We start from the raw sequence: 26,269 nt of genomic DNA, 5'->3' as shown, positions 1-26,269 counted from the left end.
CGGTCAAAAAAGCCGCAATTGTTATTGTTATAGAGTGCTTTTTTTATTATACATTAGCTTTTTTATCCAACCAAATTAAAAAATCTTCTTTGTGAAAATTTGGCGATGATATTTTGCAAATCATAAATAATATATGAACTATTTCTTGTTGAAATTCACGAAGTTCACTATTATCAATATATAATCTAATTGATTTGTGTGTCATTTTATGTCTAATTTCATACATATTATCTAAAACTAATCTAAACTTATTTTTAAGCTTGTGATTTGAGTCGAATCTGAAATCTAATAGACGTCTTTTACTTTTGATCTCCATTTTGAAATTTTCATCCTCTTTAAGAAATATACTTTCAATAATCATAATAAGTTTTGAAATTCTCAAATGCAAATCTTCTTCGGCAATACATTTTGAATAAAATGAAATTGAGTTTGCAATTAAAATACTCTTTTCATCTTTTTTGTTAATCAAATTTCCAAATTCTTTAAATAGTTCTGACCAACTTTCTATCATTTCTGAATTGTAGTTTAATTCGTGTTCCCTGTTAATTCCGATATGATAAGTGAACTTTGAAATGTCATTATCTTTAAATGATAGATATTCGTAATCAAAGGGCATTCTACTTTCTAATTCTAGAAAACATCTTTCGGAAGGAATTGTAACGGTTGGACTTGTTAATTTTAATACATCAACAACATACGAAGCATTTTTTATTGCTAAGCTAATCGCTAATTTACTTTCCGCTTCAATATCAACAGAAACTAGTACTTTTCCTAAAAATTTCCCAAATGATTTACTAAAAGTTGACTTTTCTAATTCTTCTGATAGTTTATTTTCATAGAATTCGTCTAGATATTGTTTTGTAAAGTATGTAATCTTTGCATTTCCAATATAAAATTCTTTTTCAATTTCCATATTAAGTAGTGGAAAGTAGAAAGTTTGATTTTGTACGTCCTTTGATATATTCCGAAATAAATAAGTCATTAAGTTTTCAGTTACTTTTCCGTTGATATGAACATCAACAATCCACAAAAGTATTTTCTCTTTTAAATAATCAACAGAAACTCTTTCTTTAAAATTATCTAAAGAAATGAACTGATAAACATATTTATAAAATTCCTTGTAATCTTTTTCTAAAAATCCAAATTCTCTACCTTTTATTAATATAAATATTTTTTTATCACTTAAATCGGAAAAATTTTGTCGTGAAATAATTGGTGACTCGACAATTTTATCACTAAGATCAATAAATCCTTTTTCCGCTGAAGAACCTTTTAGTTGTATATCCGATATATTATTAATTTTTTTTTCAATTTTAGTTTCAATTATTTTTGGTACAAAATTGAAAACTTCATTTTGAAGTTGATCTTCGTTCATTTCAGTGGTGTTTTATAAAGATAAAGTTATTTACAGGTAAGATCCTAACTATCTCCAGCATTGCATTGTCTCCCTCGTTTTGCCAATAAATTAATAGTTTTATTTATTCTCAGTTATAGTAATTTCCAAATTATACTTCTCAAAAGATATAATTAAGTCTGCTAATGTCTCGTTTACCAAAATTTGAAGATCTATATAATTTTTCATTATATGTTTTATTATTTTAATATAAATTGCACATTGAAATTCAACAGTGTTTTCACGAGTATTTGATTCATTAAATGCTTTAATGAATTTAATTCTGTCTTCTTCAGGAAATTCGTTTAAGATTTCAATGTCAAAATCAACATCAAAGTTTTTCATTTCCATTCCTAAATGAATGAATTGATTTCTTATTTTGTAAACCCAATCAAATGCAAGTTGATAGAAATTATAAAACTCCTCTTTGTTAACATTGTTCAGTAATTTTAGATTTTTAAAAAATTTCAAATATAATTTTGCAATTTCTCTCATCTTAAAAAATTCCCCAAAGAATGATTGAAACAAAAACTCACTTCTTATTACAGGTTCTCCTTTTAATGTATTTTTGTCATTTTTTATGTCTTCTAAATCAGATAAAATTAAATTGACAGTTTTTATATATTTATTTACATCAGCAACCCAAAAGAGTATGTTAGCTCTCGATATTCCAGGAAAACTGTTATTAAATATTTCACTCATTTCTTCCTCCGTGAATTTTGCTCCTCTATCTATTGTTTTTTGATGTATGGATTTAGCAAATTCAAGGAACCCATCAGCAAGTTTTTCTGGGGGGTGCATTATTTCGAATTGTTGGTTCAATGTGTACAGTTTTAAAATTACGATTAATTTTCAAAAAATAAAGTCATTTGGATTTAAAATTCTATCTCTTAGTGTTGCATATTTATCCTCCATGAATTCCGATTATTAGTTTTTAAGTGTTCTTAAATTTACACAAAAGTTCTATTATTTCTCATTTAGCAAGAATTTCGCAGAGAATTCATCCATTTGTTGTTCGTGGGATTTTATTTGATTTACAATTGTACTTATCTTCTCATTATCTAACGTTAAAGTCTCATTAAGGAGCGTTTTCCATAGTATCAGATCCTTTTCAAAACAGCTTATCAATTCGGAATGGACACTATTCTTATGTATTGGTGCTACGACAGATTTTAACTTTGTTATTGTATCGTTCAAATATGAAATACGGGAAGACAAGTTTTCTTGAATATTTAATAGCTTTTGTATAACATCAGCTTCGTTGCTGATCTCAGTCTCGTTATGAATTGCTTCAGGCCTTCCTTCAATCATTATTTTTTTTATTTTTCTTTTCCAGTTTTCTGTTAAAAACAATGATTGAAAAGATTTTAGGTCAAGTAGAATATCAGCTAACAGATCTTCATGAAGGCTACGCAGATTTTCCAAATCCATATTTGAAATAGATCTATTATGAGCTTCTCCTCTTCTTAATTTATTAAAATCATCCATCAAACTTTCAAACTGGCTGGAACTATGAAAATAAGATTTGAATAATTCGTAGTTGCTTAAAATTATATCTTTCACTTGGTATATAAATGTGTAGTCAATAAGAATATCTCCATTAGTACAATCTACACCAAAGTTGTTAAGATAGATCTTCTTGACATCTCTTGCTGTCTTATTGTCTATTCCGGTCTCCCACCATTCATTTCCAAACTTGTCTTTAAGTTTGATCTTGACGATTTCCCTCAATCCATTTTCAATTTCAGAAATTATCTGCTTTGCCTGACCAAGGCGAAAATCTGCCGTGTTTTCTTGAAAGAAGACTGTTGTAAGCCATTCTATTGACCCACCTTTTCCAATCAATTCCGCTTTGGCTTTACTTGATAAAGCATAGAGAATTTCAATATCATCCTCATCATAAGCTCTGATAGCATAGTTCTTCAGATTAATATTCTCATATTGATTGTTTCTGAAAAAACTATTAAAGCAGCCAAGAATAGGAGCCATCTCAAATTTTATATCATATGAATTTTCTGAAACTGGATAAAAATCACAACAAAGTGTATCTTCGTTGAGAAGATATACATCTTTAATATTTATCTCTTTGCAATCACTATTAAAGAAATGGAGAGTTTTAAGCGTTCCTTTTATCATTGAGGTCAAATTCTCTATTGTTATCATTTATGAAAAGTTATAAAATTAAAATTTGTTCATGTTTATGAGGTAATGTTTTAAAAGTATTCATCAGAGATTTGCCTGTTTCATAATACAAAGTAAACTAACAACTACGCGTCTATTTTGCGTAGTTGTTATGAGTTTATATTTATACCATAAAAAGTTACTTGATAAAATCTTTATTACAAATACTACTTTATTAACATACTTTTAAAATAAGCGACAATAAATTTAACTTTGCGATACTTCAAAAGAAGTTTTGACATCGTCAGAGAATCTCGGTTCGAAAATTAAGCATGTGATAGGTGAGCTATTTCGCAAATTTTAAATTATTTGATCCGGCAAGTAATCTCCATAAACCTAATTACCATTTGCCATTTCCGATTCAAGATCAATTTGTGCATATAAATCCGATGCTGCATTTTCCAAACCCTGTGATATTAAATTTATTTCGTCTCTTAATGATGTATATATCTCCAAACTCTTTGAAATATCAGTATTTGACATTGATTTTGCTTTTTTCTCAATAGCTTCTATTCTGGATAGTTTTTTCTTTTTCCAAGTATTTTTATATTCTTCCTCTAATGATTTACGGGAGTTATCTTTTTCCTTTTTGTCCTCTATTTCATTTATTTCCTTAAGCTTTTCAGCATGCAGCGTTTTAAAATAATAGTAATAGATATACTCATTAAATCCCCAGTCTTCTGCATATGGAAAATAATCCGCAAATTCATTTTTCAAAAACTTGTAATTGTTTCGAGCAGCCCTCATTTTTTCAAGGATAAATTTTCGCAAGAGATTTGACGGTTTCAAGGTTCTTTTATCAATGAAATCAAAATATTGATTTAAGAATTTTGTCCAATCTTCCGGACTGTTACTCGTTACATTTTTATATTTATATGGGTCTATGAGTGTCCCGGTATGTGCTGTAAATAGACTTGTATTTTTCCAGTGAGGCTGCTTTTTGGTTATAATGTCTTTCAAAACTTTTATTGAAATGGCAACAAATAATTTCTCTTCTTTTATACTATGGTATAAATTGTTTCTCACATTATGACAAAATGCTAATAAATATTTTTCCTGTTCACTAATAATACCTTCACTAACTGCAAATTTGAGGAGCTCGTCGTAATGATTTAATACTCGTCTTCTGTATTTTTCAGTATATTTTTTTTCTTGAAATTTCGATAACTCAGTGTCAAATAAAAATTTTTGCTTGGCTATTGAGTTTAATTGTATCTCAACAAAATTATCTAAAAATATTCCAGCAAGTCTCTGATATCTAAATTCTTTTGACTTTCCAAACCTTGCTGCTTCAGCTAATTGTGTTTTCAGTAATATAACTTTTTCCATTTAAAACCTAAAAATCATTTAAATTCAATTTACAAAATTTTAAACGTTTCACCATGAAGAATAATTAAACAGAGCCAAATTGATAATTGTCTCACAAGCAAGTCATTGCCTTCTCCTGCGATGCGATAAAAATCTTTATATTTACTAAAAGTGAAAATATGAAGGGATTAAAAATCTACAGCATTATTTCGACGATTGCAATAATCGTATTATTAGTTTCACTTTACAGCACAAACAAAGAATTTAGCAAAACGAAAAAGAGTACAAAGAGACAGAAGAAGTTTTAAAACAATGCTCTGACCGTTATTATAAAGAAATTAGTAAATAATAAAAAATCCTAACTAATTAATTAGGATTTTTTACTCGTCAATCTTATATTTCTTAATATCGAAATCAAAGTCAAAAAGTTCCTTGGGATTAATACCAAAAGCTGATGACATTTTCAACATCGTTTCTATGGTTGGATTGCCCTTACCATTTTCAAACTTATTGTAATTGCTTGAATCGAAATTTGAATTCTGTGCAACCTCATCCATTGAGTTATATTTTGTAGCTCGAATCTTCTTTAAATTTTCTGAAAACTCAAGCATAAATAACCTTAAGACTTCTTTGCTATCCATAAATAATGTATTTATGAGCAATTTTGGATTTTTGATTTAAAAATCCGTGGTAATATATTACCATAATATAAATAAAATTACTATATTTGTAAAATAGGTTACAAAAAATGTAACTTTGCGATACTTCAAAGAATAATAGAAGCTATTGCTTAGAATCTCATTCTGAAAACTGGTAATTTAAAGCAACGAGAGGATAAGCAGGAAGCTCACGACCTAGGCGTGGGCTCTCTTATCTGTTGCAAGGTATACCAGTACCTCAGAGTGGATAATGTAGAGTACCCACGCCGTCTTTTTCAATGCAGTTCGCTTTATCTCTACATTAAAATCTAAGCCCGCTTTCAAAAATAGTATCAGACTACACGATACAATAGGAGGGTACAACCTATTGCGGCCTTAAAAAGCTTACATGGGAACACAAATTTTATTCATATTCATATTAATTAGTTTTTTTTGATGGACTGGGACAGTAGGTTTTACTGTTACCTCAGTTAGGCTTTTGTTCCTGGTCCATTTTTAAGATGATTAGGTGCTGTATGGAAGGAGTGTGAAGAGAGGAAAGGAATAATGGGTAATTATTAATTAATAGAATAGATAAGAAATAATAGAAATGTAGGGTATAATAACCATAGAAATAGAGAAGATATAAAAAAGAAAAGCCCTTTCCCTGTAAGTTGACTGCTTGGCAGGAAAGAGCATTGTCTAATAAATTAAACTTATTCAAAAGTATGAAAAAAAACTTTTGCAGCCTGGGTCATGTTCAAATGGCTTTTGGGTTAGCATTGCTGGTGTCTTGCACCGCAATAGGACAGGTACGTGAAATTTCAGGTACCGTCACAGGGAAATCAGGTGCTTTAAGCGGGGTTTCGGTATCTCAGGAAGGAAAGGATCAGGTAGTATTAACGGGAAGTTCAGGAGCTTATCAGATACAGGTTTCAGGGAAGAGTGCGGTACTGGTGTTCAGGTACGCTGGGTATTCGGTGAAGAGAGTGAAGGTGGGAGATAGGGGTAAGGAGGATGGAGAAGAAGGGAGCAGGGGAAATGAAAATAATGAAGTGGAAAGGAGCGTCATCAATGTTTCGCTTGAGCTGGATTCTGAGATTGAGGGTAAGGAGGCTGATGGGGGTACGGATAAAGCTGTAGTGACGGGGATTGGGGAGATTGTGCTGAATGCGGGATATTATAAAGTTCGGGATAAAGAGCGGACGGGGAGTATTGCGAAGGTGTCTGCGAAAGAGATTGGGAATCAGCCGGTAGGAAATGTACTGGGAGCAGTGCAGGGGAGAATGGCTGGGGTAAGCATTACCCAGGGGGGCGGAATGCCGGGAGGCGGTTTTGATATTCAGATTCGGGGAAGGAACAGCCTGAGGACCTCTTCCAATAGTGAGATAGATGGGAATCAGCCTTTATATGTGATTGATGGGGTTCCTGTAGGTGGGGATATGAAGTCTGAGTTTTCGACACTCGTTATTCCTTTGCGGAGTATTAATCCGTTAAATGCCATCAATCCTAATGATATTGAAAGTATTGAGATCTTAAAGGATGCGGATGCTACAGCGATATACGGTTCAAGGGGAGCGAATGGGGTAGTACTGGTGACAACGAAAAGTGGGAAATCAGGGAAAACGGAATTGAGTCTTACTACCAATTATGGGATAAGTAAGGCGATGATAGGGCTTACCATGATGAATACAGGGCAATATCTGGGAATGCGGAAACAGGCCTATGCTAATGACGGAATCTCTGCCTATCCGGCGAATGCGTATGATATTAATGGGAAATGGTCTCCGGAGCGGTATACGAACTGGCCTGAGAAGCTGATTGGAAATTGGGCGGCTTCGTCATCTATTCAGCTGGCATTGAAGGGGGGAAGTGAGACGACCAGTTTTCTGATCAGTCTGGGAAGGAATGAACAGGCGACGGTGTTTGAAAAGGATTTTAAATATGTGAGCCATACCCTGTCTGGGAACCTGTCACACCGTTCTAAGGATAGGAAATTCCAGATGACGCTTGCCAATCAGTTTTCTTTTCAGAAAAATAATGTGGTTAATGAAGATATTACCCAGAAATCACTGCTGCTGGCACCAAATGCTCCGGAGCTTTATAAACCGGATGGCAGCCTGAATTGGGAGAATAATACTTTTACCAATCCCGTAGCGGTGTACAACAGTTCTTATCAGAATAAGACCATACATTTTCTGAGCAGTCTTAATGCACAGTTTGAACTGCTTCCCCATACGGTGGTTAAGCTGAATGGGGGGATTAATTATGCTGCTTTTGAAGAATGGTCACTTCGCCCGAATACCATTTATAACCCTTCGTTTGTGACAGGACAGTCAAGCTTTTATTCAAGTTCTTCAAAAAGCAATAATAACCGTTTTTCCTATATCGCAGAACCACAGTTAGAGTGGAGCTTGAAAAGGGGAGGACATGAGCTGACCGTATTGTTGGGAGCGAGTGTAGAGGTAGAGGAAAATAGTAGGGAATCGATGCGGGGAAGTGGTTTTGCAAGCAATGCTTTATTACAGAATATCGGAGCAGCACAGACCAAGACCATTGCTGATCAGGTGACCACACAGTACAGGTATGCAGCTGTATTCGGAAGACTGAACTATCAATATAAAAACAGGTATATACTTAATGTTACTGGAAGACGTGACGGGAGCAGCCGCTTTGGGGAAAACCGGAAGGTGGCATCCTTTGGAGCGTTGGGTGGAGCATGGCTGTTTTCTGAGGAAGCTTTTTTTAAAGACAGTTCATGGCTGAGCTTTGGGAAACTGAGGGGAAGCTATGGGATTACAGGAAGCGATAATATCGGAGATTACCAGTATCTGGATAATTTTACAGTGTCTGATTATATCTATAATTCAGTCACAGGATTGGTTCCTTCACGGCTGTATAATCCTGATTTCAGCTGGGAGAAAACCCGTAAGCTGGAAACGGCATTGGAGCTTGGATTCTTGAAGAACCGCCTGAATATATCAGTTTCATGGTATCGTAATACGAGTTCTAATCAGCTGGTAGGCTATCAGCTTCCTTCAATTACAGGATTTACTTCTGTACTGGCTAATATGAATGCCGTAGTGGAAAATAAAGGCTGGGAGCTGGAGTTGAATGCAAGACCCATTTCCGGGGAGCTCTTAAAATGGGCATCCGGATTTAATATAAGCATTCCCAAAAATAAACTGCTCTCATTTCCGGGGCTTGAAGGATCACCCTATGAAAATATATTTATTGTAGGACAGCCCATATCCATAGTGAAGCTGTATCAGCTGGAGAGAATTGATCCTGCGACAGGGTTGTACCGATTTAAGGATTTTAATGGGGATGGTAAGATAACAGCACCTGAGGATAATAAGGTGGTTGAAAATATCGGAGTCCGCTATTTTGGTGGCTGGAGCAATACCCTGCAATACAGGAACTGGGATTTTTCCTTTCTGTTTCAGTTTGTAAAACAGAGAAATCTTAATTATAACAGTATAATGCCTTTGCCGGGAGGAATGTTTAACCAGCCCGTAGAAGTATTGGATGTATGGTCACCTCAGAATCCTTCCGGGGCTTACATGCCTTACAGCACGGGGACCGTAGGAGATCAGAATAGGGCACAGAACAATTTCAGAAGCAGTACGGCAAGTGTTTCAGATGCTTCATTTATAAGGCTTAAAAATGTTCAGCTGACCTATACCTTGCCGTTGAAAAGTAGGGTGCTGAAAATGGTAAAAATATACTTTCAGGGACAGAATCTTCTGACATGGACAAAGTATTTTGGAATGGATCCTGAATTTACGGTAGGTGGATTTTTACCCCCCATGAAAACCTATTCTTTCGGTACACAGATTAACTTTTAAATCTAAAATCATGAAATCATCAATCATTCTTTATATAAAAAATATAGCAGTTATATGTACTGTAATAAGTATAACAGGAAGCTGTGAAAATATGCTGGAGGCAGATCCGCCTTCTAATCAGCTGGATGCAGGGCAGGTATTTGAAAATGTACAGACTGCCGATGCTGCTTTAGCCGGTCTGTATGCCAATATCTGGGATAATTCTCCATTGTCGGGAGGACCGCAGGGAAGTGGGGCTCTTTTGGGGAGCTACACTGATGACCTGGTCTGTTATTATGCTTCCGGAGAAAGCAGTGGAGCACTGGATCTCCATCATAACCTTCAGATTGCATCGAATTCTACGGTATATATGTACTGGGCATCAGCCTATAAAGAAGTGTATATGAGCAATGCAATTATAGAAGGAACAGAAAACTCAAAATCACTGCCGCAGTCAGAAAAAAATAGGATTAAAGGGGAAGCTCTTTTAGTGCGGTCTATCCTGTTTTTTTATCTTCAGCAGGTATTTGGAGATATTCCTATGCCTTTAAGTACGGATTATAACATCAACCAGTCTCTTGGGAAAACGTCTGCTTCTCAGGTGCTCTCCCGAGTAGAGGCTGATCTGGAATTGGCATCAGGACTGTTGGCGGATGATTACAGGAATGCGGAAAGGATTTTTCCTAACCGTAAGGTGGCCCAGCTGATGTTGGCCAAAACTTATATGCTTGAAGAAAAATGGAGTCAGGCAGAGACTTTATTAAAGACCATTGTTTCAAGCCCTCTGTATACTTTTGAACCTGATATTACCAAAGTTTTTCAAAAGTCCGGAAAACATATCTTATGGCAGTTAAAACCTAAAAATAATAATGATCCTACAAGCGAGGTTCAGACTTATTACTTTTCCGGTGCAGCGCCAACACAATACGCTTTGAGTAATGATCTGGTGAGTTCTTTTGCTCAGGAAGATAAAAGAAAGCAGAATTGGATGGCAGCGGTGACTATAGGAGCAAATACCTGGTACAGGGCTGATAAATATAAGAACCGTACAGCAAATCCTACAGAGTATTCTGTGGTATTCAGAATAGAGGAAGCTAATCTTAATCTGGCAGAAACGCTCGTTATGCAGAATAAATTAGCAGAGGCGTTGCCGTATATTAATGTTACACGATTGCGTGCAGGACTGTTAGTCCTGACAGATCTTACTTCAAAAGAAACCGCATTGAATGAGATTCTTTCAGAATACCGTAAAGAGTTCTTTTCTGAAATGGGACACCGCTTTATAGATCTTAAAAGACTGGGGAAACTCAATACACTGAGTCCTGTAAAGCCCAATTGGAAGGACTACCATCAGCGTTGGCCTTTACCACAGAAAGAACTCCTGCTGAATACCAACCTTAAACCTCAGAATAATGGTTACTAAATGGATCATGAAACTTTTGCTTTTTATTCTTCTATGGTTGATGGTGGGGGAGTTTTCAGGGCAGGAGGATTCTAAAGATACTATGGATCATTGGCTCTCAGGTTTTTATGGAACAGAAGGCGGGGCCATGTCACCGGATGGACGGTGGGTGGTCATGAAGAAGGACTATAAGGATAAAGACAGCCTGTTTATTTTTGATACCCAGGATAAAAAAAATAGTCATAATATAGCAGAGCAGGCTTCAATGGGCACTTTTCATTTTGGACATTATGCTATGCTTGCCGGAGGAGATAACGTTCTTTGGGTTAATCTTATAACGCGTGTGAGGGAAGAATATCAACATGTAAAGCAGAGCAGTGTGTGGTCTTCAGATGGATATTGTATCCTAAACACATTGGGAGAATTGCAGGTGATGGATAAAGAAGGAAAGATCTTGGTTGGAGATAAGGATATAGTCTATTACCTGACAGATGGAAAAGGGAACCTTTTTGCGGAGAGAAAAACAGATTCCGGATATGATATTCTTAAACTTGAGGGAAAGGAATTTAAAAAACTGATCTCCTTGGCTGAGTTGGAACGAATGGAGTTAACGGATTCTGGTCATTATCTAGTAATTTATAAACAGTCCAGGAGGAAGGGATTTCGTAATCTTATGGTAATGAATGTTCTCTCAGGGAAATGGTTTTATCCTTTGGGAGAACAGGATATGCAAGCTGATTTCATTAGGTTCCAGGAAGGAGGAAAAGAATTATCCTGTCTTATTGAAGCAGTGAATTTGGTTCCCTATCCAGAAAAAGAGGTTCAGATCTGGTATGGAAGTGACAGGGATCTTGAAAGCAGGGAGCGGGGGAGTAAGAAGTCCCGAAAGTATTGGATATGGAACCCAGAGCGAGATAAAGCAGTTTCGTTGGATGTTGAGGAAGAGGAAACGGTAAGCTCCATAGGGAATGATCGTTATTTTGTGGTGTTTAAAAGTGATGAAATGCAGGATTATATTCATCATATTCCTGATCTGAATATCAGTTTGTATACTGTGCAGACAGGAGAACGAAATAAGATAGGAATAGTTAGACCTCTATTGGTCAGCTCAGAAGATGGCGGGCACTTGTTAATGATGGATTCTACGGGATTGTGGCAGCTCTTGAATGTGGAAACTTTTGAAAAACGAAGCATTGAAGGTCTGGGATTGAAGAAACCTTATTTCAGTAAGGACGCAAGAACAATCTATTTTGAAAGTGATAACGGACTTTGGATATACGCTGTAGGAAATGGAAGGTTATATGCAGATACTGCTGGGCTGGGGGGAAAAGTAGAAATTCTGGGCGGTAGGCAGCATCCGTTGTGTACCGGTTTTAATTTCTATCAGAATTTTATTGAGGATAATAGTGTACTGCTAAAAGTGAGCGATCAGGAAAAAGAAGAGCTGTCCTACCATAGGCTTAAAAATAAGAAGAATACAATACTGTATTCTTCTGGTGAAAATGTGAAATCGGTATCTTTCAGTGATGATGGTCAGAAAATGTCTGTCTTAGAAGAGAACTTTAACAGTCCGCCTAAGCTTTGGATGATAGATACTCAACGGAAGCAGAAAGAGCTTGTGTTTGATGCCGCCGTATCAGATCCGCAGGCGAAATTGTTGAAACAGCAGATTGTTTCCTATACAAGCTCATCCGGGTTACCCTTAAAAGGGACTTTATATTATCCTTTACATTATGATCCTTCCCGTCAATATCCCCTTATTGTGCATATTTACCAGAAGCAGTCCGATAAGGCTTCTACATATCTGTTGCCAAGGTATAATGAAGTGGGTTTTAATATCCGTATTTTATTGGAAAGGGGGTATTTTGTATATCTTCCTGATTGTATAACTGAAAAGGGGGCTCCGGGATGGTCAGGGCTTGACTGTGTGAACCGCTCTTTGGATGCTTTAACAGAATATCATTTGAAAATAGATAAAATAGGGTTGATCGGACACTCCTTTGGCAGCTATCTGACTAATTTTATAGCCACGCATTCTAATCGATTCTCAGCGTATATTTCCGGATCGGGAGTAAGTGATCTGGTAAGTTCTTACTTTTCCTATAACAACAACTATTCAAGCCCCCATTACTGGCAGTTAGAAACTGGTCAATATGAAATAGGGCGCTCTTTTTTTCAGGATAAAGAGCTATATCTTAAAAACAGTCCTGTTCTTAATGCGGATAAGTTGAGTGCCCCCATTCTATTATGGACAGGGTTGAAGGATAGAAATGTAGTTCCTGAGCAGACGGTGGAGTTTTATATGGCACTGCGCAGAAGCAGTAAACAGGTGATCGCTTTATTATATCCTGATCATGGACATGATCTGGGAATAGGAACTCAAGAAGCCCGGGATTTAAACAGGAGAATATTAGAATGGTGGGATTATTTTCTGAAAGGAAAATCAGAGAGTACGTGGATAAGTAAAGAAATGAAAAAGGATGCTGATTAGCATCCTTTTTTTATAGTTTAAATAGTAAAAAACATTACTTTAGTATCCGCTCCGATAGTAATAGTATTGGCAATTACAACAAGTCTAAATGAACTACTAGAATAGCTGAAACTTCCTGATTAATATTTACATTAGGGAGAAATTCGACGGTAAATATTCATACCAAAAGCCTTAATCTCGTTATTACCACTACGCTGAAAAGGTATGACACCAACACCAAGGTCACAGGAAAGTATATGATTGAATGCATTATAAGTCATTTTCTTCGTATACTGATCGGTGATATAATAATAAGTGTCACCTTTCTTTTTGATTTCATGAGTGCCTTCCATATCAACTCGTTGCCAACGTCCAATAAAAAAATCGGGGTTACAATATTGATCCACCTTTTTCACCTGTTTTTCCGCCTCGCTCTTGGTGATCTTTACCCAGTTTAATTCATATTGATCCGTATGCAGTATTATTTTGTTGGGATCTTCTGAAAGCTGTATCAAGATTGGAATATTGTCAGAACCAATACGGAGTTCAGAACTTAAAGTTGCTTTTGCTTTATCCCATTCTGCCGGAAATTCAGTATCGCGGTTTTTAACATACACTATGGAGCCTATTTCCTTTATTTCAATCACTTCTGAATATTTGTCTCCCACCATAATCCAGTAACCAAGAAATTTCCTATCGTTGGCTTTTACACAGGAAATGAATAAACATAGGATAAGCTGGACAAAAAAAATCTTTAGTATAATTGTTCTTTTCATGTTATAAACGTTATAAATAAGATAGTTTAATTAAAATCCACTCACTCTACTGCAATATGGCGGTATCATAGGCGTACAGTCGTTTTCCAAGTTATTGACTGATAGTACCGAACTGCTCTTCGCCAACAATTTTACCGTAAGCAATAAAGTTTCCATATTTAAACAAATATATACTAATTTTTTTATTGTTTACCTTTTTTATATTTAAACGTGAATTAATATACTATTGTCTAAATATAAATAACAACTATGCTGGATGTTTTGCTGGAAAAAATTACAATTATTTATCGGTGGTGAAAAATCTTATTTAGGATATAGAAGGGCTATAAATTTGATTAAGTGTTCGGGTAGAGGAAGGAACTAAATTTTGTTTAAGAGAGGCTGAATCAGAAAAAGACTTCAGTCTATGAGTAATAGCAGCAGCAGCCTTTTGCAGGTTGCAAAAGATATAGCGGATAGTACATTGTTGAAAAGACGGAAGTGGAGTAAAAGGGATAGGCACTGCAGCTTTAAACATCAGTTTTGTTCAGATGGTGGAGTTTTTTTTAAACCCTTATTATTCGTGAAAATTTTACAGTTATCTTTACGATACAGCGGTAAAAGAGAGATAAAAAGGTTGCTGAAATTTATTGGACAATCATATTGCAACTTTTATCTGTCGTAGCGGATTAATAGTAGGTGAGCAGTAAAACTTAAACTATACAAGCCTTTATTTCAGGTCTTCCAAGCCATGATTGATATATGGAAGTATGAAATTGTGGTTTGTTATACGATGAATATGTTTATTTTATGAACATTGACCGCCCTATCTTTTCCATGTGAATTATTGGTTGTGGTAACTATTTTGCCACAGCTTTTTAAGTTTGGTTAGCTACATTTTAGAATGATCCTGTTTTTAAGTTAAAATATTTTACGTTTATTAGATGTTTAATTGTAGGTAAACAAAATTTTATGAATGATTTTAAGATTGAACCTTTTCTGCATAGTGAGAACAGTCCTCATTTTATAACAACAAAAGGAATATCTGATCTTCTACTGAGTAGACCCAGCCAACTTTTCCAGCCACATAAAATATTATTTAACTGCATACATCTTTTTTGTGAAGGTGAAGGATCAATCAATATTGATTTTAAAACAATTAATATTAAAGAGAGGCACATTTTATTTGTTTCCCCACATCAAATTTGCCAGTTTAATACACCTGTTAATTATAAAAGTAGGGTAATGATCTTTACTGAAGGTTTCCTATGTCAGAGCAGACTGCAAACTCAGTTTTACGGTGAAACCAATTTATTTAATGATCCCCTGAATATAGCGTATATCAATTTGGAAGATCGATTTGAAGAAGTATTGCTTTTATTTGACTGTATACAAAGTGAATTAGGTCGACCATATAGAGAAATACAGAGCACTATATTAAATAATTATCTGTTTAATATACTATTGATTTCCGAGGACGTTTCGACAAATTCAAAAATAAAGCTGGACTTTTGTGGTGATAGACTTTTAGTTTCCAAGTTCAAATCTTTAGTAAATAAAAATCTGAATCAACATCTAAGCCTTGATTACTATAGTGAGGCCCTGAATATAAATCTTCGAACTTTTCAGAAAATTTTTCTTAAAGTGGAAAATCAGACACCTAAGCAGTGGTTAATTAATAGGCTGATATTGGAGATTAAAAGGAATTTGACCTATAATGAATCGAGTGTTAGCGAAGTTGCATATTCTTTGGGATTTAAAGAGCTTACTAATTTTACAAAATTTTTTAAGTCTAAAACAGGGATGACTCCAACACAGTTCCGGAACTCTCAAAAAATGTAGTTACTTCTAAAATGGGTCGGATCGAATACTCCAATTAGTGCTGTGAAATGAGGATAAAGCTAAAGAATGTAAATATAATACATAAATTTCCTGCTGTCTGCGAAGACTTTTAATTTGTCGCATTTTAAACTAGGGAATAAAAAAGGTAATTTAAAACAGTTTTTAAGAAAAATATGTGGTGGGTGTAATTTATTATCATTTTTTTTCGTTTTTCTATCATTGTAAATGAACTGTTGAACTTATTTTTGCAGTTCGAAATAATTTTTTTCACCATTTGTGTTTTTAATCTCCGGTCCTGCCGGAGATTTTGTTTGTTTACGAAATTTATCTTGTAAAGATATAGCGAGATAGCACAATCTACCTGGTTTTTAGAAGAAGAATAGGGATCACGCGGTCCACGCCCGCTAGCTAATCATAATACTTAAGTAAAGGAAAAGTCATTTTTATAAACCAATGTAAATATATCGGTTTCTACTGTGTAATATCTTTTTCTATGTACTGTTATTTTTTTATTTTTGCCGCTTTTTTGATTTGATTGAAGAGGTCGAATAAATGAATTTCTTTTGAAATATTTACTTTATCAGTCAATAAGGATATTACTTCAATGAACTTTAAAATATATTAAAATGGCAACTATTATTATCGGGTTGTTCGCAGTTATCATGCTGATGATTTACAAGGCAGAAAGTACAGTAAACAACGAGGATATTCTTGTAAAAATTCACCTCTTTCACTTAAAAGTAAAAACACGGTTATATCGAATTGTAAATGATCCATATAAGGAGACAAGGCAGAAATCAACAAAATGGATCGCATTTTTATTTATGTTAGTTGCTGTCCTGCAGTATGTAAGTACTCTCTTTTTATTATCAATTGCCAGGAAATCGGCTAAATTCTTCTCAACTTCTGCGTTTTATTATAATATTACTGCTAATCTTGACATTTCTAGCAATAAATAAGGAAATTAAAAAGGATGCTGATTAGCATCCTTTTCAATTGTTATGGTTTAAATAAAACACTGCCACACTCGGTAGGGCTTATTGGTGCACTATGAAGTGGCGTCATACCATCAGCAGACCATCTACAGACAACATTCTGAACGGTACTGCATTCCTGGCCAACCTGGACACATAATCCGGACTCAGGATCCATTCGGTACGTTGGAATAACCATACTTCTGTTTGTGTTTGCTGCTTTAGTTGCAAAAGCAGCGCCTGTGCCTAGTAATACTAAGGCAGCAGGGATCATTAACTTTTTCATAATATAAAGAATTTAGTGATGCCTACTCTGATATAAGGTTTTCGGCTTCCCCTTGTATTGATTTTCGGAATTGATACCGTAACAGCTGTTTTCCTGATAAGATATAAAGTCCATGGTCAGTAACTATAATATCGTCAACCTTCTGCTGTGGCAGATAGAAGCTGCCTACATATTCATTACGGTCTGTTCTGTAGATGTCGACTGCCTTTCTTCCCTTTCGGATTCTGGCAGGCTCAAATTTTCCAGGCTGTCCGGAAACATTATAGACATAATTTCCATAAAGAGCAGTGCTAATATTAACTCTTAGCGGTGGTGCATTCATGATATGGGTACCGTCTGAAAGCTTGGTAATCGTAAGCTTGGCTGTAGAGGTAGGATCTATGGTGGTCTGTTTCTTTACCTCTGGCAGTGCATTTCCCATAAGAATAAGCTGGTTTCTGTAGAAATACGTATAAATAAATTTTCCACTGTATTTCTGGTTTTCAGTGAGTCTGCCATCACAGTCGAAAATACCGTCTATTTGTTTCTCCAGGACAGAAGGAAATAATTTGATAGCATTCTTCTGACTGAGGTTAAGCTGCGCTATAGCATACTTATGAGTTTTACTGTCCTGGGTTCTAAGCATGAAATCCAAAGAATCAATGACTGCCAGCTGGGAAAAGAAGGCATCATCTTTACTGATGGTCCTGGCTGAGGGCTCATTTAATTTACCCCTGTAAATAATAGGAACAGTGCCATCATAAAGATAATAGTAAGGAGACTTAACTTTTATCTGCAGACTCTTGAAAGGATAGTTAATATGATCAGGTACAATGGTAAAGGATGAAGTATGATCAAGCTTATAGGTGATTTTTGTTAAAATCATTGGTGTACTCCGGCTTCCTAAGTATAGTCCCTCACTATCCCTTCCTGCGAAATAATAATGGGTGTTATCAAGATCTCTTTTTTCCTTTTCTAATAAATAATTAGGCAGGAACTTTCTGGTGAAATTATTTTCTTTTTTGATAATATACTCAGAACGGAGGAAAAGAATGATAACAATAGAAAGCGATAAAATGATCGTTAATCCTGAATAAAGAATAAATTTTATTTTCTGTGTTCGTCTCTGTTTTTCAATGAGAATAATTGCTGTTAATGAAATAAATATACATACTGAATTAAAGATCAAGTGTTCCGTCCAGTCCATTTTCTCCAAAATTCCTCCGCATGAACATGGTATAAAGTCGCTGTAATTCAGAATGAGGTAAATATAGACCGTGAAAGTGGTCATCATACCCAATGAACAGTAAAGTCCTGTTAAGCGTAGTCTGGGAATCAGTAAAAAGGAAACAATCACAAATTCCAGAATAATAACACTGTAGGACGTTAACCCTGCAAAGGCACTAAGCAGAGGTGATTGAGAAATCTGCATCTGAAAATTTTCAAAATCAAAAACTTTACTTATGGCCGCATACGTAAACAGAAGTACAAAAAAATAGGAGATGGCTATGGGGGTGAGTTGAGTTAGCTTTTTCATATAAGAGTATTCAGGATTGATATAATAACATCCATAAAACCTTTACACCACAGTATTCCGGCATTGCCGTTTTTTCAGAAATAGCTATGGTAGTGGTAAAAGTTCCAAGGTTTTTCCATATTCCGCTGACAGGACATTTTTGTCCCGATTTTACAGGGGATAGTGGTTTCGTATCGCTGGTCATCTTCCGTTATTATAGGTTCCCGATGGTCTCCAGTGATCACGGTCTTTTGGTGGGTCCGTTTCCTTGCAGATGGTACTGTCTGACCTTGCTGATAAAACACTGTTGTTTTGAAGGTCTTCATACGTTTGGTGGATTTCATCTGTGGAAACTATAGGATCGAGCTGACACGACTGTATCACTATTGAGAATATAATTCCCACTGAAATATAAATTAAGTTCTTCATGATCTGGGATTTAAAAATGTTAATAATCCCGGCCGGTTTTTATAGAATTCTGAGAACGAAGGTATAGTAAGTTTTAACCGAAAAAAAAGGTGTTTTGGTCTGATTTATAAAAAATAAGACTATGTTTTGTAAATTGATTCAGGGTTAAATTACGATTATATATATCTGTAAACAAGATTGTTATATGTTTTATTTCAATATATTTAATTCTCCTATTTATGAAATAATAGAATTGTTATATGATTTTGCTTACTTTTGAATAATATTCACTGAATTATAAAAAAATATTAATAAAACTTTTTCCATTTTGAAAAAAGCAATATTTATTTTCGTATGTATTGGTATTTTAATGAATGGTCAGAAGTTTTCAGACTATAGGGCACGGTATGATAATTTAGAAGAAAATGACGCCCGTGCTATGGAATTTATAAATTCCTATATTAAAAAGGCAAAAAAGGATAGGGACTATAAGGAACTTTCACAGGCTTACAGGGATGCAGTTTACTTCAGTAAGAATAACAAGCTGGTTTACGCAGACAGTATAATAGGAGCCGCTGTTCAGTCAGAAGATCATGATCTAATAGGGAATGCATATTTAACCAAAGGGAGTATTTATTATTTTACATTAAGGAAATATCAGAAAGCCCTGGATGAATATATAATAGCTTGGGATTATCTGAAAAATTCCAAAGATTCATACCTTCATTATAAGAATCTATATCATATAGGAATCGTTAAAAGTTACCTGGGATATTATGAAGAAGCATATAAGATTTTTTCAAAATGTAAGGTGTATTACAATAAGCAGAGTACAGCGGAAACTCTTCCCAATCTCCGGCATAACAGAAAGAGAGGATATTTGAACAGCCTTAATCAGATGGGGATATGTCTTATATTGTTATCCCGTTATAAGGACGCAGAAGAATTGGTGTCTGAAGGTCTGCAGGAATCTGCCAATGATAAAAACTTTGATCTGGAACGAAGTTATTTTTATAAACTTAAAGCTATCTTAGGTTATCTTAAAAATAATGATGAAACAGCACAGGAAGATTTTAACACGGCATTGGGAGCTATTGAAAAAGCAAACGATTATACAAACGCTTCCGTTATTTATTTTTTAAAAGGTAAAATTCTGCTGAGAAATAAAAAAAATAAGCAAGGCATTGGTTTACTTAAAAAGGTTGACTCAGTATTCCAGAAAAACAATTTTGTATTACCGGCAACCAGAGAAACATATGAACTGCTTATCGATTATTACAGGAATCAAGGAGATTATAAGAAAGAGCTTTACTACACGACCCAATTACTGAAATTTGATAAAATATTATCTACAGATTTTAAATATCTCTCCACTAAGATTCATAAAGAATATGATACAAAAGACCTGGTGGAATCAAGGAAAAAGCTAGAAAATAAGACCTACTACATTTTTTTCATAGCAGCAGTTTCAGCCAGCAGTCTTGTAGTATTTTTTGTAATAGGCTATTATATAGTAAGAAAAAAGAGGAAAAGAGTAGAGGTGCATGATCAAACTAACCTTGGTGATTCTAATGAGCGTAGTCCTCCCAAATCTTCAAAGGTACCTGAACAGTTGGTTGAAGATATTTTAAGTAAGCTGCAGCATATGGAAGAAAAGAATTTTTATATTGAAAAGGGACTGACACAAAATCAGCTGGCAAAGAAACTAAAAACCAATACAGCTTATCTATCTGCAATAATTAATGAACATAAAGGCTGTAATTTTAATACTTATATTAACCGGTTGAGGATTATCTACGCGAAAGAAATGCTTATTCATGATCAGCATTGGCGAAAATATGCCATTGATGATATTTCTAAAGAATGTGGCTTCTCAAATCGGTCCAACTTTTCTAAATTATTTCTTGAAATAACATCAATGAGCCCTGTGGAGTTTATCCAGAAAATTGAAATTGATAAAAGTAATGGGTTGAAAATGTAATACCAACGACTGATGAAAAAAGAAGGCTCGTCTAATTGTTGTACTTTTTATGTAAAAATATGGAAGTACAACTGTTTTTTAAAAAGTGTAAAAAATTACAAGAAGAACTGAGTGAAAAATTAGAAATGATTGAGTTAACCACTCCTGAAGATAGGATAGGGTGCTATGAAAAATCATTAATGGAAATTGATGCAGCTGTAAGACTCATTAAGTCAATAGTAAGTGGGCTTGAATTTTCATCGGTAGCAAATGAAATATATTTCTTCAAAGAGATAAAGCCATTTTTTATTGCCCGTTTTATTTATTATTCAAACCTTTTATCCATTGAGGCAGCGAAACCAAATGCAGGACAACTTAATCTTAAAGAATATTATAGTTGTGAACTGGAAGCGCTTAAAGATTTTTATCAGCAGCATATTGATTTTTATGAATACTACCGAAGAAAAGCAGCATTTCTGGATCAAAAATATTTTGTAAGGAATCAATTTGATCTTAAAACGAAGCTGGAACCAGGACTATATAACTATGATGAGAAGTTTGCGACCTCCCATGATTACTTAATTGCTCAGATTCTAGCCAATGATCTTCTGGAAAAATATCTCCTGAAATCTATCAATGAAACTGAGGGATATGTTTATGAAAAACTCAATGACAAATCACCATTGTACTGGTCTTCTTCAAAATCTGGCTTGGTGGAACTTCTATATGCCCTTTATCAAACACGCTGTTTCAATGGTGGGAATATTGAGTTCAGCGAGGTAATACGCTTTACCGAAAAATCACTGAATGTTAATCTGGGAAACTTTTATAAAACTCTTCACGAAATCAAAAGCAGGAAAATTAACAGGACTAAGTTTCTTCAGCTTTTAAGTAATCATCTTAATCAGTTATTTACTGATTCGGATCAGTAAACTTGTTTTTGTAGTCATAAATCTTTCGGTAGTTACGGCGACCTACCGAAATAATTTTGCTGGAAAGAATAAACTTTGTTTCACTAAAAAAATATTATGAATATTGACAGAACAGAATTTATAGTATGGATGCAGAGAATTATGACAAGATTTGATATCCTAAGTGAGAAAGTAAAAGAAAATCAAAACGTATTAAACAGTATCGATGGAGAGCAGCTCCTAGATAATCAAGATGTTTTGCAACTACTTAAAATCAGTTCAAGATCATTACAGCGTTATCGATCTGATAAAAAACTGCCCTATTATACCATAAGCGGCAAATTATATTACAAACTCTCTGATGTCCATCAGCTTATCAGAGATAGTTTTAGTACGTCTAAACAAAATCATTAAGTCTCTGCTGGAAAAAAGATCGTATCAGAAATAAACTTTTTAATTATTGGGCATCCAACGATTAATAAAATCTGGAGGTTAATAACATTAACAATTTTCTATATATATATCGGTTCATCAGAGACTTAAAGATACTCGGGCGTCTAGAACTTCAAAATTACATAGAATGGTTATCTTCATATCAATGGTAATCGGATTTATTCCTTATTTATCAAGTTATTTTCAATGAGTTTTTATAATAAATTATATTTAGGTTTACTAATATACCATTATTGATGTGTTAACTATACTTTTTACACCTGACTTTTTAAAGACAGGCTTTTTATTTTTACAGCTGTAAATAAGCACTTTAAATGCTTAATTATAATTTGTAAAGATAAAAATAAAAAATTAAATAGTATATTTATAAACTTTAATAAGTATATTTGTGTACTAATTTGTTTCATATGAATTTTGATCTTATAAAAGAAGTTGTTGGACTTGTTCAGCAATTTATCGAACAGAATGAAGATGAATTACTATACAGTAATGATATTCAGGGATTTAAAGAATGGATCAATGCTTCTTCAAAATCTTATTCCGAGGAGAAAAATCCGGATTGGGTAGGGAAAGAATTAGGAAGGAGTTCTGAAAGTATCATCAATACCTTATTGATAAGAATGGGCAGGTATGCGAAAACCTACTCCCGTTCAATCGGTAGTTCCTTTTTTGCAAGCCAAGATGATTTTATTTATCTGATAAACCTGAAAACGATGGGAGCGATGACAAAAATGGAACTGATAAGGAATAATGTAAGTGAGAAATCTTCTGGAATGCTTATCATTAACAGGTTAATCAGTAATGGCTGGGCTGAACAGACCATTTCTCAGAAAGATAAAAGAATGAAACATATTCAAATAACCGAAAAAGGAATTTCTGTACTGGAGGAACATATGGATGAGATCCGTAAAGCTTCAAGGGTAGTAGTGGGAAACCTGAACCATTCTGAACAAATGCTGCTCATCGCTATACTCTCTAAATTGGATGAATTTCACGATTCTTTTTACCATATGAATGTGGAGACTGGTAATCTACTGGATATGGTATATAAAAGACTGAATTGATGGAATATAGAAGTCTACCATTAGAACCATTAATTAAATAAATAACAATGAATACTGGAAGTGTAAGAAAGAGAATTGCGGTGATAGGTTCTGGGTTTTCCGGAATCTCAGCTGCAGCTTATGCTGCAAAATCAGGAAATGAAGTACATGTATTTGAAAAGCATGAGCAGCCAGGTGGTCGTGCAAGACAATTTAAAACGGATGAAGGGTACCTTTTTGATATGGGACCAAGTTGGTATTGGATGCCCGATATTATAGAAGGCTTTTTCGCTGATTTTAACTGTAAAGCATCAGATTTTTTTAATCTTATTTCTTTGGACCCTCAGTTTGAGATGGTTTTTTCAACAGAGAAGGTTTCTGTTCCCAAGAAAAATGAAGACATCCGAAAGCTATTTGAAAAAATTGAATCGGGAGCAGCCAAACAGTATGATAAATTTATGCAGTCTGCTCAGTTTAAATATGAGGTGGGGATGAAAGAATTTGTAACAAAACCTTGTTATAACTGGCTTGAATTCGCTTCTTTAAAAATAGCGGGAGGTGCTTTAAAACTCGATCTCTTCAGTAATTTCAGAAATTATGTTTCAAGGTATTTTACTGATTCCAAACTTATATCTTTAATGGAATTTCCTGTTATATTTCTTGGTGCTTCTCCAAAACATATTCCTGCTTTATACAGTCTTATGAATTACGGAGGGTATGTTTTGGGAACAAAATATCCCATGGGAGGTTTTTACCAGCTTGTGCTAGCCATGAAGAAAGTGGCGGAAGAGCAAGGGGCAATCTTTCATTTTAATCATGAAGTACAGAAAATCAATACAGAAAGCGGACAGGCAACTTCAATAACAGTAGATGGTCAAACGTATGAATTTGATGCCATTATCGCCTCATCAGATTATCATCATACAGAAACATTGTTGCCCAAACCTTTTAGAAACTACCGCAAAGCATACTGGGAAACCAGAACCTTTGCACCATCATGCCTCATTTATTACCTGGGAATCAAAGGAAAGATTAGTCATTTAAAACATCATACCTTATTTTTTGAAAATGAGCTTGACAATCATATAGATTGTATTTATAAAAATAAGAAATGGCCTTCCAAACCACTTTTTTACGCATGTTGTCCTTCTAAAACTGATCCGGATGTGGCACCTGAAGGTTGTGAGAATATTTTTTTACTGTTACCTCTTGCCCCTGGTATATATGATGAGGAATCTATCCGAGAAAAATATCTGATTGAAATGCTTGAACGGATTGAAAAACATACCGGTGAAGCTGAACTTATTTCCAGGATTGAATATAAAAGAAGCTATTGTGTAAGTGATTTTATTTCGGATTATAATGCTTATCAGGGTAATGCATACGGATTATCCAATACTTTATCACAGACAGCAGTATTGAAACCTAAGATTCAAAACAAAAAGATCAGGAACCTTTTTTATACGGGGCAGTTAACGGTTCCGGGACCTGGTGTTCCACCATCGATTATTTCCGGGAAAATTGTAGCATCTGAAGTATGTAAACTAAAAATAAAATAATATGAAAAAATTGTTTGATGAGTTGTCTTACGAAGTCAGTAAGTACACTACGCAAAAATACAGTACAAGTTTTTCATTGGGAATACTGGCATTGAAGCCTTCCATCAGACTTGCTGTTTATGCTGTTTACGGATATGTGCGCCTGGCGGATGAAATTGTAGATAGTTTTCATGGCTATGATAAAGAGAAACTTCTGAAAAGATTACAAGCTGAAACCTATGATGCACTGGAAGATGGTATATCACTCAATCCTATTTTGCATTCATTTCAGGAAACGGTCCGTCAGTATGATATAAACAGGCAGCTGATTGATCATTTTTTGCATAGTATGGAAATGGACCTTCATAAAATTGATTATAATTCCGAACTGTATAAAGAGTATATCTATGGATCTGCGGAAGTTGTAGGATTGATGTGTCTGCAAATATTCACAGAAGGTGATAAACAGCAATATGAGAAACTGAAACCCTTTGCCATGAAATTGGGGTCTGCTTTTCAGAAAGTTAATTTTTTGCGGGATCTGAAAGATGATTATCAGATTTTAGGAAGAACTTATTTTCCATCACTGAATATGTCAGTCTTTGATAATACTGTAAAAACGGTGATTGAAAAGGAGATTGAGGAAGAATTCAAAGAAGCATTACAGGGAATTAAAAAACTGCCAGGCTCATCCATTTTCGGAGTATATCTTGCCTACAGGTATTATCTTTCTCTGTTTAACAAAATAAAAAAAACAAGTTCTCAGAATATATTGCAGCAAAGAATCAGAATTGCTAATTCGCAAAAGCTGCTGGTTGCATTCAAAAGTTATATCCGTTACAAATCTGCTTATTTCTGACAGTAGAATTCCGTTTGAGAATGATTTTTTGAAGTGTTTAACAATCAATAAAAAATAAATGATGTACAGATTATACAGAGAACAACAACTGAGTTGCAATATTGAAACGGCATGGAAGTTTTTTTCATCTCCTCATAATTTATCAGAAATAACCCCTGAGAACATGGGTTTTGTAGTTCTTTCAAATGTGAAGGATAAACCTATTTTTAAAGGAATGGAAATAGATTATACGGTCTCTCCTTTGCTTGGAATTCCTTTGAAATGGAAGACCATTATTAGCCAGGTTGAAGAGTATAAAAGCTTTACAGACTTTCAGAAAAAAGGTCCGTATAAATACTGGAATCATTTTCATGAATTTATTCCTAATGAGCATGGAGTACTGATGAAAGATACAGTTGACTATAAGCTTCCGCTAGGTTTTTTAGGAAAAATAGCCCACCAGCTGTTTGTAAAAGAAAAGCTTAAAAGCATTTTTGATTTCAGATACAGGGTTTTAAATAATCTTTTTAATAATAAGCATAATTAA

The 26,269-nt window shown here is 34.6% G+C and carries 22 protein-coding genes; 12 read left to right on the top strand and 10 right to left on the bottom strand.

All coding sequences use genetic code 11. The annotated features are described in order from the left end of the window. Nucleotides 1-46: 46 nt before the first annotated feature. The 5 genes from BW983_RS05450 to BW983_RS05430 form a co-directional block, all read right to left on the bottom strand. On the bottom strand, nucleotides 47-1,375 hold the full coding sequence (locus BW983_RS05450; protein ID WP_076550504.1) for a HEPN domain-containing protein: 1,329 nt from the start codon (nucleotides 1,373-1,375) through the stop codon (nucleotides 47-49). Between the two features lie 99 nt (nucleotides 1,376-1,474). Next, nucleotides 1,475-2,215 carry a hypothetical protein gene (locus BW983_RS05445; RefSeq protein ID WP_139329227.1) on the bottom strand — a complete coding sequence of 247 codons (741 nt, stop codon included), beginning with the start codon at nucleotides 2,213-2,215 and terminating at the stop codon, nucleotides 1,475-1,477. A 144-nt stretch (nucleotides 2,216-2,359) separates the two neighbouring features. Continuing rightward, nucleotides 2,360-3,556: a hypothetical protein gene (locus BW983_RS05440; RefSeq protein ID WP_139329226.1), complete on the bottom strand. Its 1,197-nt coding sequence runs from the start codon at nucleotides 3,554-3,556 to the stop codon at nucleotides 2,360-2,362. Nucleotides 3,557-3,910: 354 nt separating this feature from the next. After that, on the bottom strand, nucleotides 3,911-4,903 hold the full coding sequence (locus BW983_RS05435; RefSeq protein ID WP_076550500.1) for a hypothetical protein: 993 nt from the start codon (nucleotides 4,901-4,903) through the stop codon (nucleotides 3,911-3,913). Nucleotides 4,904-5,262: 359 nt separating this feature from the next. Further along, entirely contained in the window at nucleotides 5,263-5,523 is a 261-nt protein-coding gene (locus BW983_RS05430) for a helix-turn-helix domain-containing protein (protein ID WP_047432759.1), read from the bottom strand. Between the two features lie 725 nt (nucleotides 5,524-6,248). On the opposite strand from BW983_RS05430, the gene BW983_RS05425 reads away from it, so the two are divergent. From BW983_RS05425 to BW983_RS05415, 3 genes are read left to right on the top strand one after another with little or no spacing between them, the layout of a single operon-like run. Continuing rightward, nucleotides 6,249-9,368 carry a SusC/RagA family TonB-linked outer membrane protein gene (locus BW983_RS05425; RefSeq protein WP_076550499.1) on the top strand — a complete coding sequence of 1,040 codons (3,120 nt, stop codon included), beginning with the start codon at nucleotides 6,249-6,251 and terminating at the stop codon, nucleotides 9,366-9,368. Between the two features lie 10 nt (nucleotides 9,369-9,378). Then, on the top strand, nucleotides 9,379-10,770 hold the full coding sequence (locus BW983_RS05420) for a RagB/SusD family nutrient uptake outer membrane protein (RefSeq protein ID WP_076550498.1): 1,392 nt from the start codon (nucleotides 9,379-9,381) through the stop codon (nucleotides 10,768-10,770). After that, the gene (locus BW983_RS05415; RefSeq protein WP_076550496.1) at nucleotides 10,760-13,240 is read left to right on the top strand and encodes an alpha/beta hydrolase family protein; all 2,481 of its coding nucleotides are present in this window, start codon (nucleotides 10,760-10,762) and stop codon (nucleotides 13,238-13,240) included. The genes BW983_RS05420 and BW983_RS05415 overlap by 11 nt, the downstream gene beginning before the upstream one ends. A gap of 131 nt (nucleotides 13,241-13,371) precedes the next feature. Here BW983_RS05415 and BW983_RS05410 read toward each other — a convergent pair whose 3' ends face one another. Then, complete coding sequence (locus BW983_RS05410) at nucleotides 13,372-13,995, bottom strand: hypothetical protein (protein ID WP_076550494.1); 624 nt, start codon at nucleotides 13,993-13,995, stop codon at nucleotides 13,372-13,374. Nucleotides 13,996-14,946: 951 nt separating this feature from the next. Here BW983_RS05410 and BW983_RS05405 point away from each other — a divergent pair. Further along, nucleotides 14,947-15,816, top strand: coding sequence for an AraC family transcriptional regulator (locus BW983_RS05405; RefSeq protein WP_076550492.1), 870 nt, complete (start codon nucleotides 14,947-14,949; stop codon nucleotides 15,814-15,816). A gap of 626 nt (nucleotides 15,817-16,442) precedes the next feature. Next, on the top strand, nucleotides 16,443-16,775 hold the full coding sequence (locus tag BW983_RS05400) for a hypothetical protein (protein WP_076550490.1): 333 nt from the start codon (nucleotides 16,443-16,445) through the stop codon (nucleotides 16,773-16,775). 40 nt (nucleotides 16,776-16,815) lie between these two features. Here the strand turns inward: BW983_RS05400 and BW983_RS05395 are convergent, their stop codons facing one another. From BW983_RS05395 to BW983_RS05385, 4 genes are read right to left on the bottom strand one after another with little or no spacing between them, the layout of a single operon-like run. Beyond that, nucleotides 16,816-17,064, bottom strand: a complete 249-nt coding sequence (locus BW983_RS05395) for a hypothetical protein (RefSeq protein ID WP_228408962.1) — start codon at nucleotides 17,062-17,064, stop codon at nucleotides 16,816-16,818. A 34-nt stretch (nucleotides 17,065-17,098) separates the two neighbouring features. Further along, nucleotides 17,099-18,592, bottom strand: a complete 1,494-nt coding sequence (locus tag BW983_RS05390; protein WP_076550483.1) for a MauE/DoxX family redox-associated membrane protein — start codon at nucleotides 18,590-18,592, stop codon at nucleotides 17,099-17,101. Between the two features lie 10 nt (nucleotides 18,593-18,602). Beyond that, complete coding sequence (locus BW983_RS23980; protein ID WP_167369959.1) at nucleotides 18,603-18,776, bottom strand: hypothetical protein; 174 nt, start codon at nucleotides 18,774-18,776, stop codon at nucleotides 18,603-18,605. Then, the gene (locus tag BW983_RS05385; protein ID WP_076550481.1) at nucleotides 18,773-19,000 is read right to left on the bottom strand and encodes a hypothetical protein; all 228 of its coding nucleotides are present in this window, start codon (nucleotides 18,998-19,000) and stop codon (nucleotides 18,773-18,775) included. The genes BW983_RS23980 and BW983_RS05385 overlap by 4 nt, the downstream gene beginning before the upstream one ends. 307 nt (nucleotides 19,001-19,307) lie before the next feature. Here BW983_RS05385 and BW983_RS05380 point away from each other — a divergent pair, with 307 nt between their 5' ends. From BW983_RS05380 to BW983_RS05350, 7 genes are all read left to right on the top strand, one after another. Then, nucleotides 19,308-20,960, top strand: coding sequence for a helix-turn-helix domain-containing protein (locus BW983_RS05380; RefSeq protein WP_139329225.1), 1,653 nt, complete (start codon nucleotides 19,308-19,310; stop codon nucleotides 20,958-20,960). A gap of 59 nt (nucleotides 20,961-21,019) precedes the next feature. Next, on the top strand, nucleotides 21,020-21,871 hold the full coding sequence (locus tag BW983_RS05375; RefSeq protein ID WP_076550476.1) for an RteC domain-containing protein: 852 nt from the start codon (nucleotides 21,020-21,022) through the stop codon (nucleotides 21,869-21,871). A 96-nt stretch (nucleotides 21,872-21,967) separates the two neighbouring features. Further along, nucleotides 21,968-22,264 carry a helix-turn-helix domain-containing protein gene (locus tag BW983_RS05370; RefSeq protein WP_076550474.1) on the top strand — a complete coding sequence of 99 codons (297 nt, stop codon included), beginning with the start codon at nucleotides 21,968-21,970 and terminating at the stop codon, nucleotides 22,262-22,264. A 446-nt stretch (nucleotides 22,265-22,710) separates the two neighbouring features. Then, nucleotides 22,711-23,367, top strand: a complete 657-nt coding sequence (locus tag BW983_RS05365; RefSeq protein WP_076550473.1) for a MarR family winged helix-turn-helix transcriptional regulator — start codon at nucleotides 22,711-22,713, stop codon at nucleotides 23,365-23,367. 47 nt (nucleotides 23,368-23,414) lie between these two features. Then, nucleotides 23,415-24,905 (top strand): phytoene desaturase family protein, encoded by a 1,491-nt coding sequence (locus tag BW983_RS05360; protein ID WP_076550471.1) that lies wholly within the window; start codon nucleotides 23,415-23,417, stop codon nucleotides 24,903-24,905. Nucleotide 24,906: 1 nt separating this feature from the next. Then, on the top strand, nucleotides 24,907-25,743 hold the full coding sequence (locus BW983_RS05355) for a phytoene/squalene synthase family protein (RefSeq protein WP_076550469.1): 837 nt from the start codon (nucleotides 24,907-24,909) through the stop codon (nucleotides 25,741-25,743). A gap of 58 nt (nucleotides 25,744-25,801) precedes the next feature. Next, a complete protein-coding gene (locus BW983_RS05350) occupies nucleotides 25,802-26,269 on the top strand; it encodes an SRPBCC family protein (RefSeq protein WP_076550468.1) in 468 nt (155 codons plus the stop codon).

It is taken from the genome of Chryseobacterium ureilyticum (assembly GCF_900156735.1).
GTDB lineage: Bacteria > Bacteroidota > Bacteroidia > Flavobacteriales > Weeksellaceae > Chryseobacterium > Chryseobacterium ureilyticum.
Note: the sequence above shows the minus strand (reverse complement) of the source record. Positions and strands in the feature narration are given on the sequence as shown.

Coding starts and splice junctions, on each gene's coding strand:
- BW983_RS05450 (WP_076550504.1), bottom strand. CDS start 1,375: ATGAACGAAGATCAACTTCAAAATGAAGTTTTCAATTTTGTACCAAAA.
- BW983_RS05440 (WP_139329226.1), bottom strand. CDS start 3,556: ATGATAACAATAGAGAATTTGACCTCAATGATAAAAGGAACGCTTAAA.
- BW983_RS05435 (WP_076550500.1), bottom strand. CDS start 4,903: ATGGAAAAAGTTATATTACTGAAAACACAATTAGCTGAAGCAGCAAGG.
- BW983_RS05430 (WP_047432759.1), bottom strand. CDS start 5,523: ATGGATAGCAAAGAAGTCTTAAGGTTATTTATGCTTGAGTTTTCAGAA.
- BW983_RS05425 (WP_076550499.1), top strand. CDS start 6,249: ATGAAAAAAAACTTTTGCAGCCTGGGTCATGTTCAAATGGCTTTTGGG.
- BW983_RS05420 (WP_076550498.1), top strand. CDS start 9,379: ATGAAATCATCAATCATTCTTTATATAAAAAATATAGCAGTTATATGT.
- BW983_RS05415 (WP_076550496.1), top strand. CDS start 10,760: ATGGTTACTAAATGGATCATGAAACTTTTGCTTTTTATTCTTCTATGG.
- BW983_RS05410 (WP_076550494.1), bottom strand. CDS start 13,995: ATGAAAAGAACAATTATACTAAAGATTTTTTTTGTCCAGCTTATCCTA.
- BW983_RS05405 (WP_076550492.1), top strand. CDS start 14,947: ATGAATGATTTTAAGATTGAACCTTTTCTGCATAGTGAGAACAGTCCT.
- BW983_RS05400 (WP_076550490.1), top strand. CDS start 16,443: ATGGCAACTATTATTATCGGGTTGTTCGCAGTTATCATGCTGATGATT.
- BW983_RS05395 (WP_228408962.1), bottom strand. CDS start 17,064: ATGATCCCTGCTGCCTTAGTATTACTAGGCACAGGCGCTGCTTTTGCA.
- BW983_RS05390 (WP_076550483.1), bottom strand. CDS start 18,592: ATGAAAAAGCTAACTCAACTCACCCCCATAGCCATCTCCTATTTTTTT.
- BW983_RS23980 (WP_167369959.1), bottom strand. CDS start 18,776: ATGACCAGCGATACGAAACCACTATCCCCTGTAAAATCGGGACAAAAA.
- BW983_RS05385 (WP_076550481.1), bottom strand. CDS start 19,000: ATGAAGAACTTAATTTATATTTCAGTGGGAATTATATTCTCAATAGTG.
- BW983_RS05375 (WP_076550476.1), top strand. CDS start 21,020: ATGGAAGTACAACTGTTTTTTAAAAAGTGTAAAAAATTACAAGAAGAA.
- BW983_RS05370 (WP_076550474.1), top strand. CDS start 21,968: ATGAATATTGACAGAACAGAATTTATAGTATGGATGCAGAGAATTATG.
- BW983_RS05365 (WP_076550473.1), top strand. CDS start 22,711: ATGAATTTTGATCTTATAAAAGAAGTTGTTGGACTTGTTCAGCAATTT.
- BW983_RS05360 (WP_076550471.1), top strand. CDS start 23,415: ATGAATACTGGAAGTGTAAGAAAGAGAATTGCGGTGATAGGTTCTGGG.
- BW983_RS05355 (WP_076550469.1), top strand. CDS start 24,907: ATGAAAAAATTGTTTGATGAGTTGTCTTACGAAGTCAGTAAGTACACT.
- BW983_RS05350 (WP_076550468.1), top strand. CDS start 25,802: ATGATGTACAGATTATACAGAGAACAACAACTGAGTTGCAATATTGAA.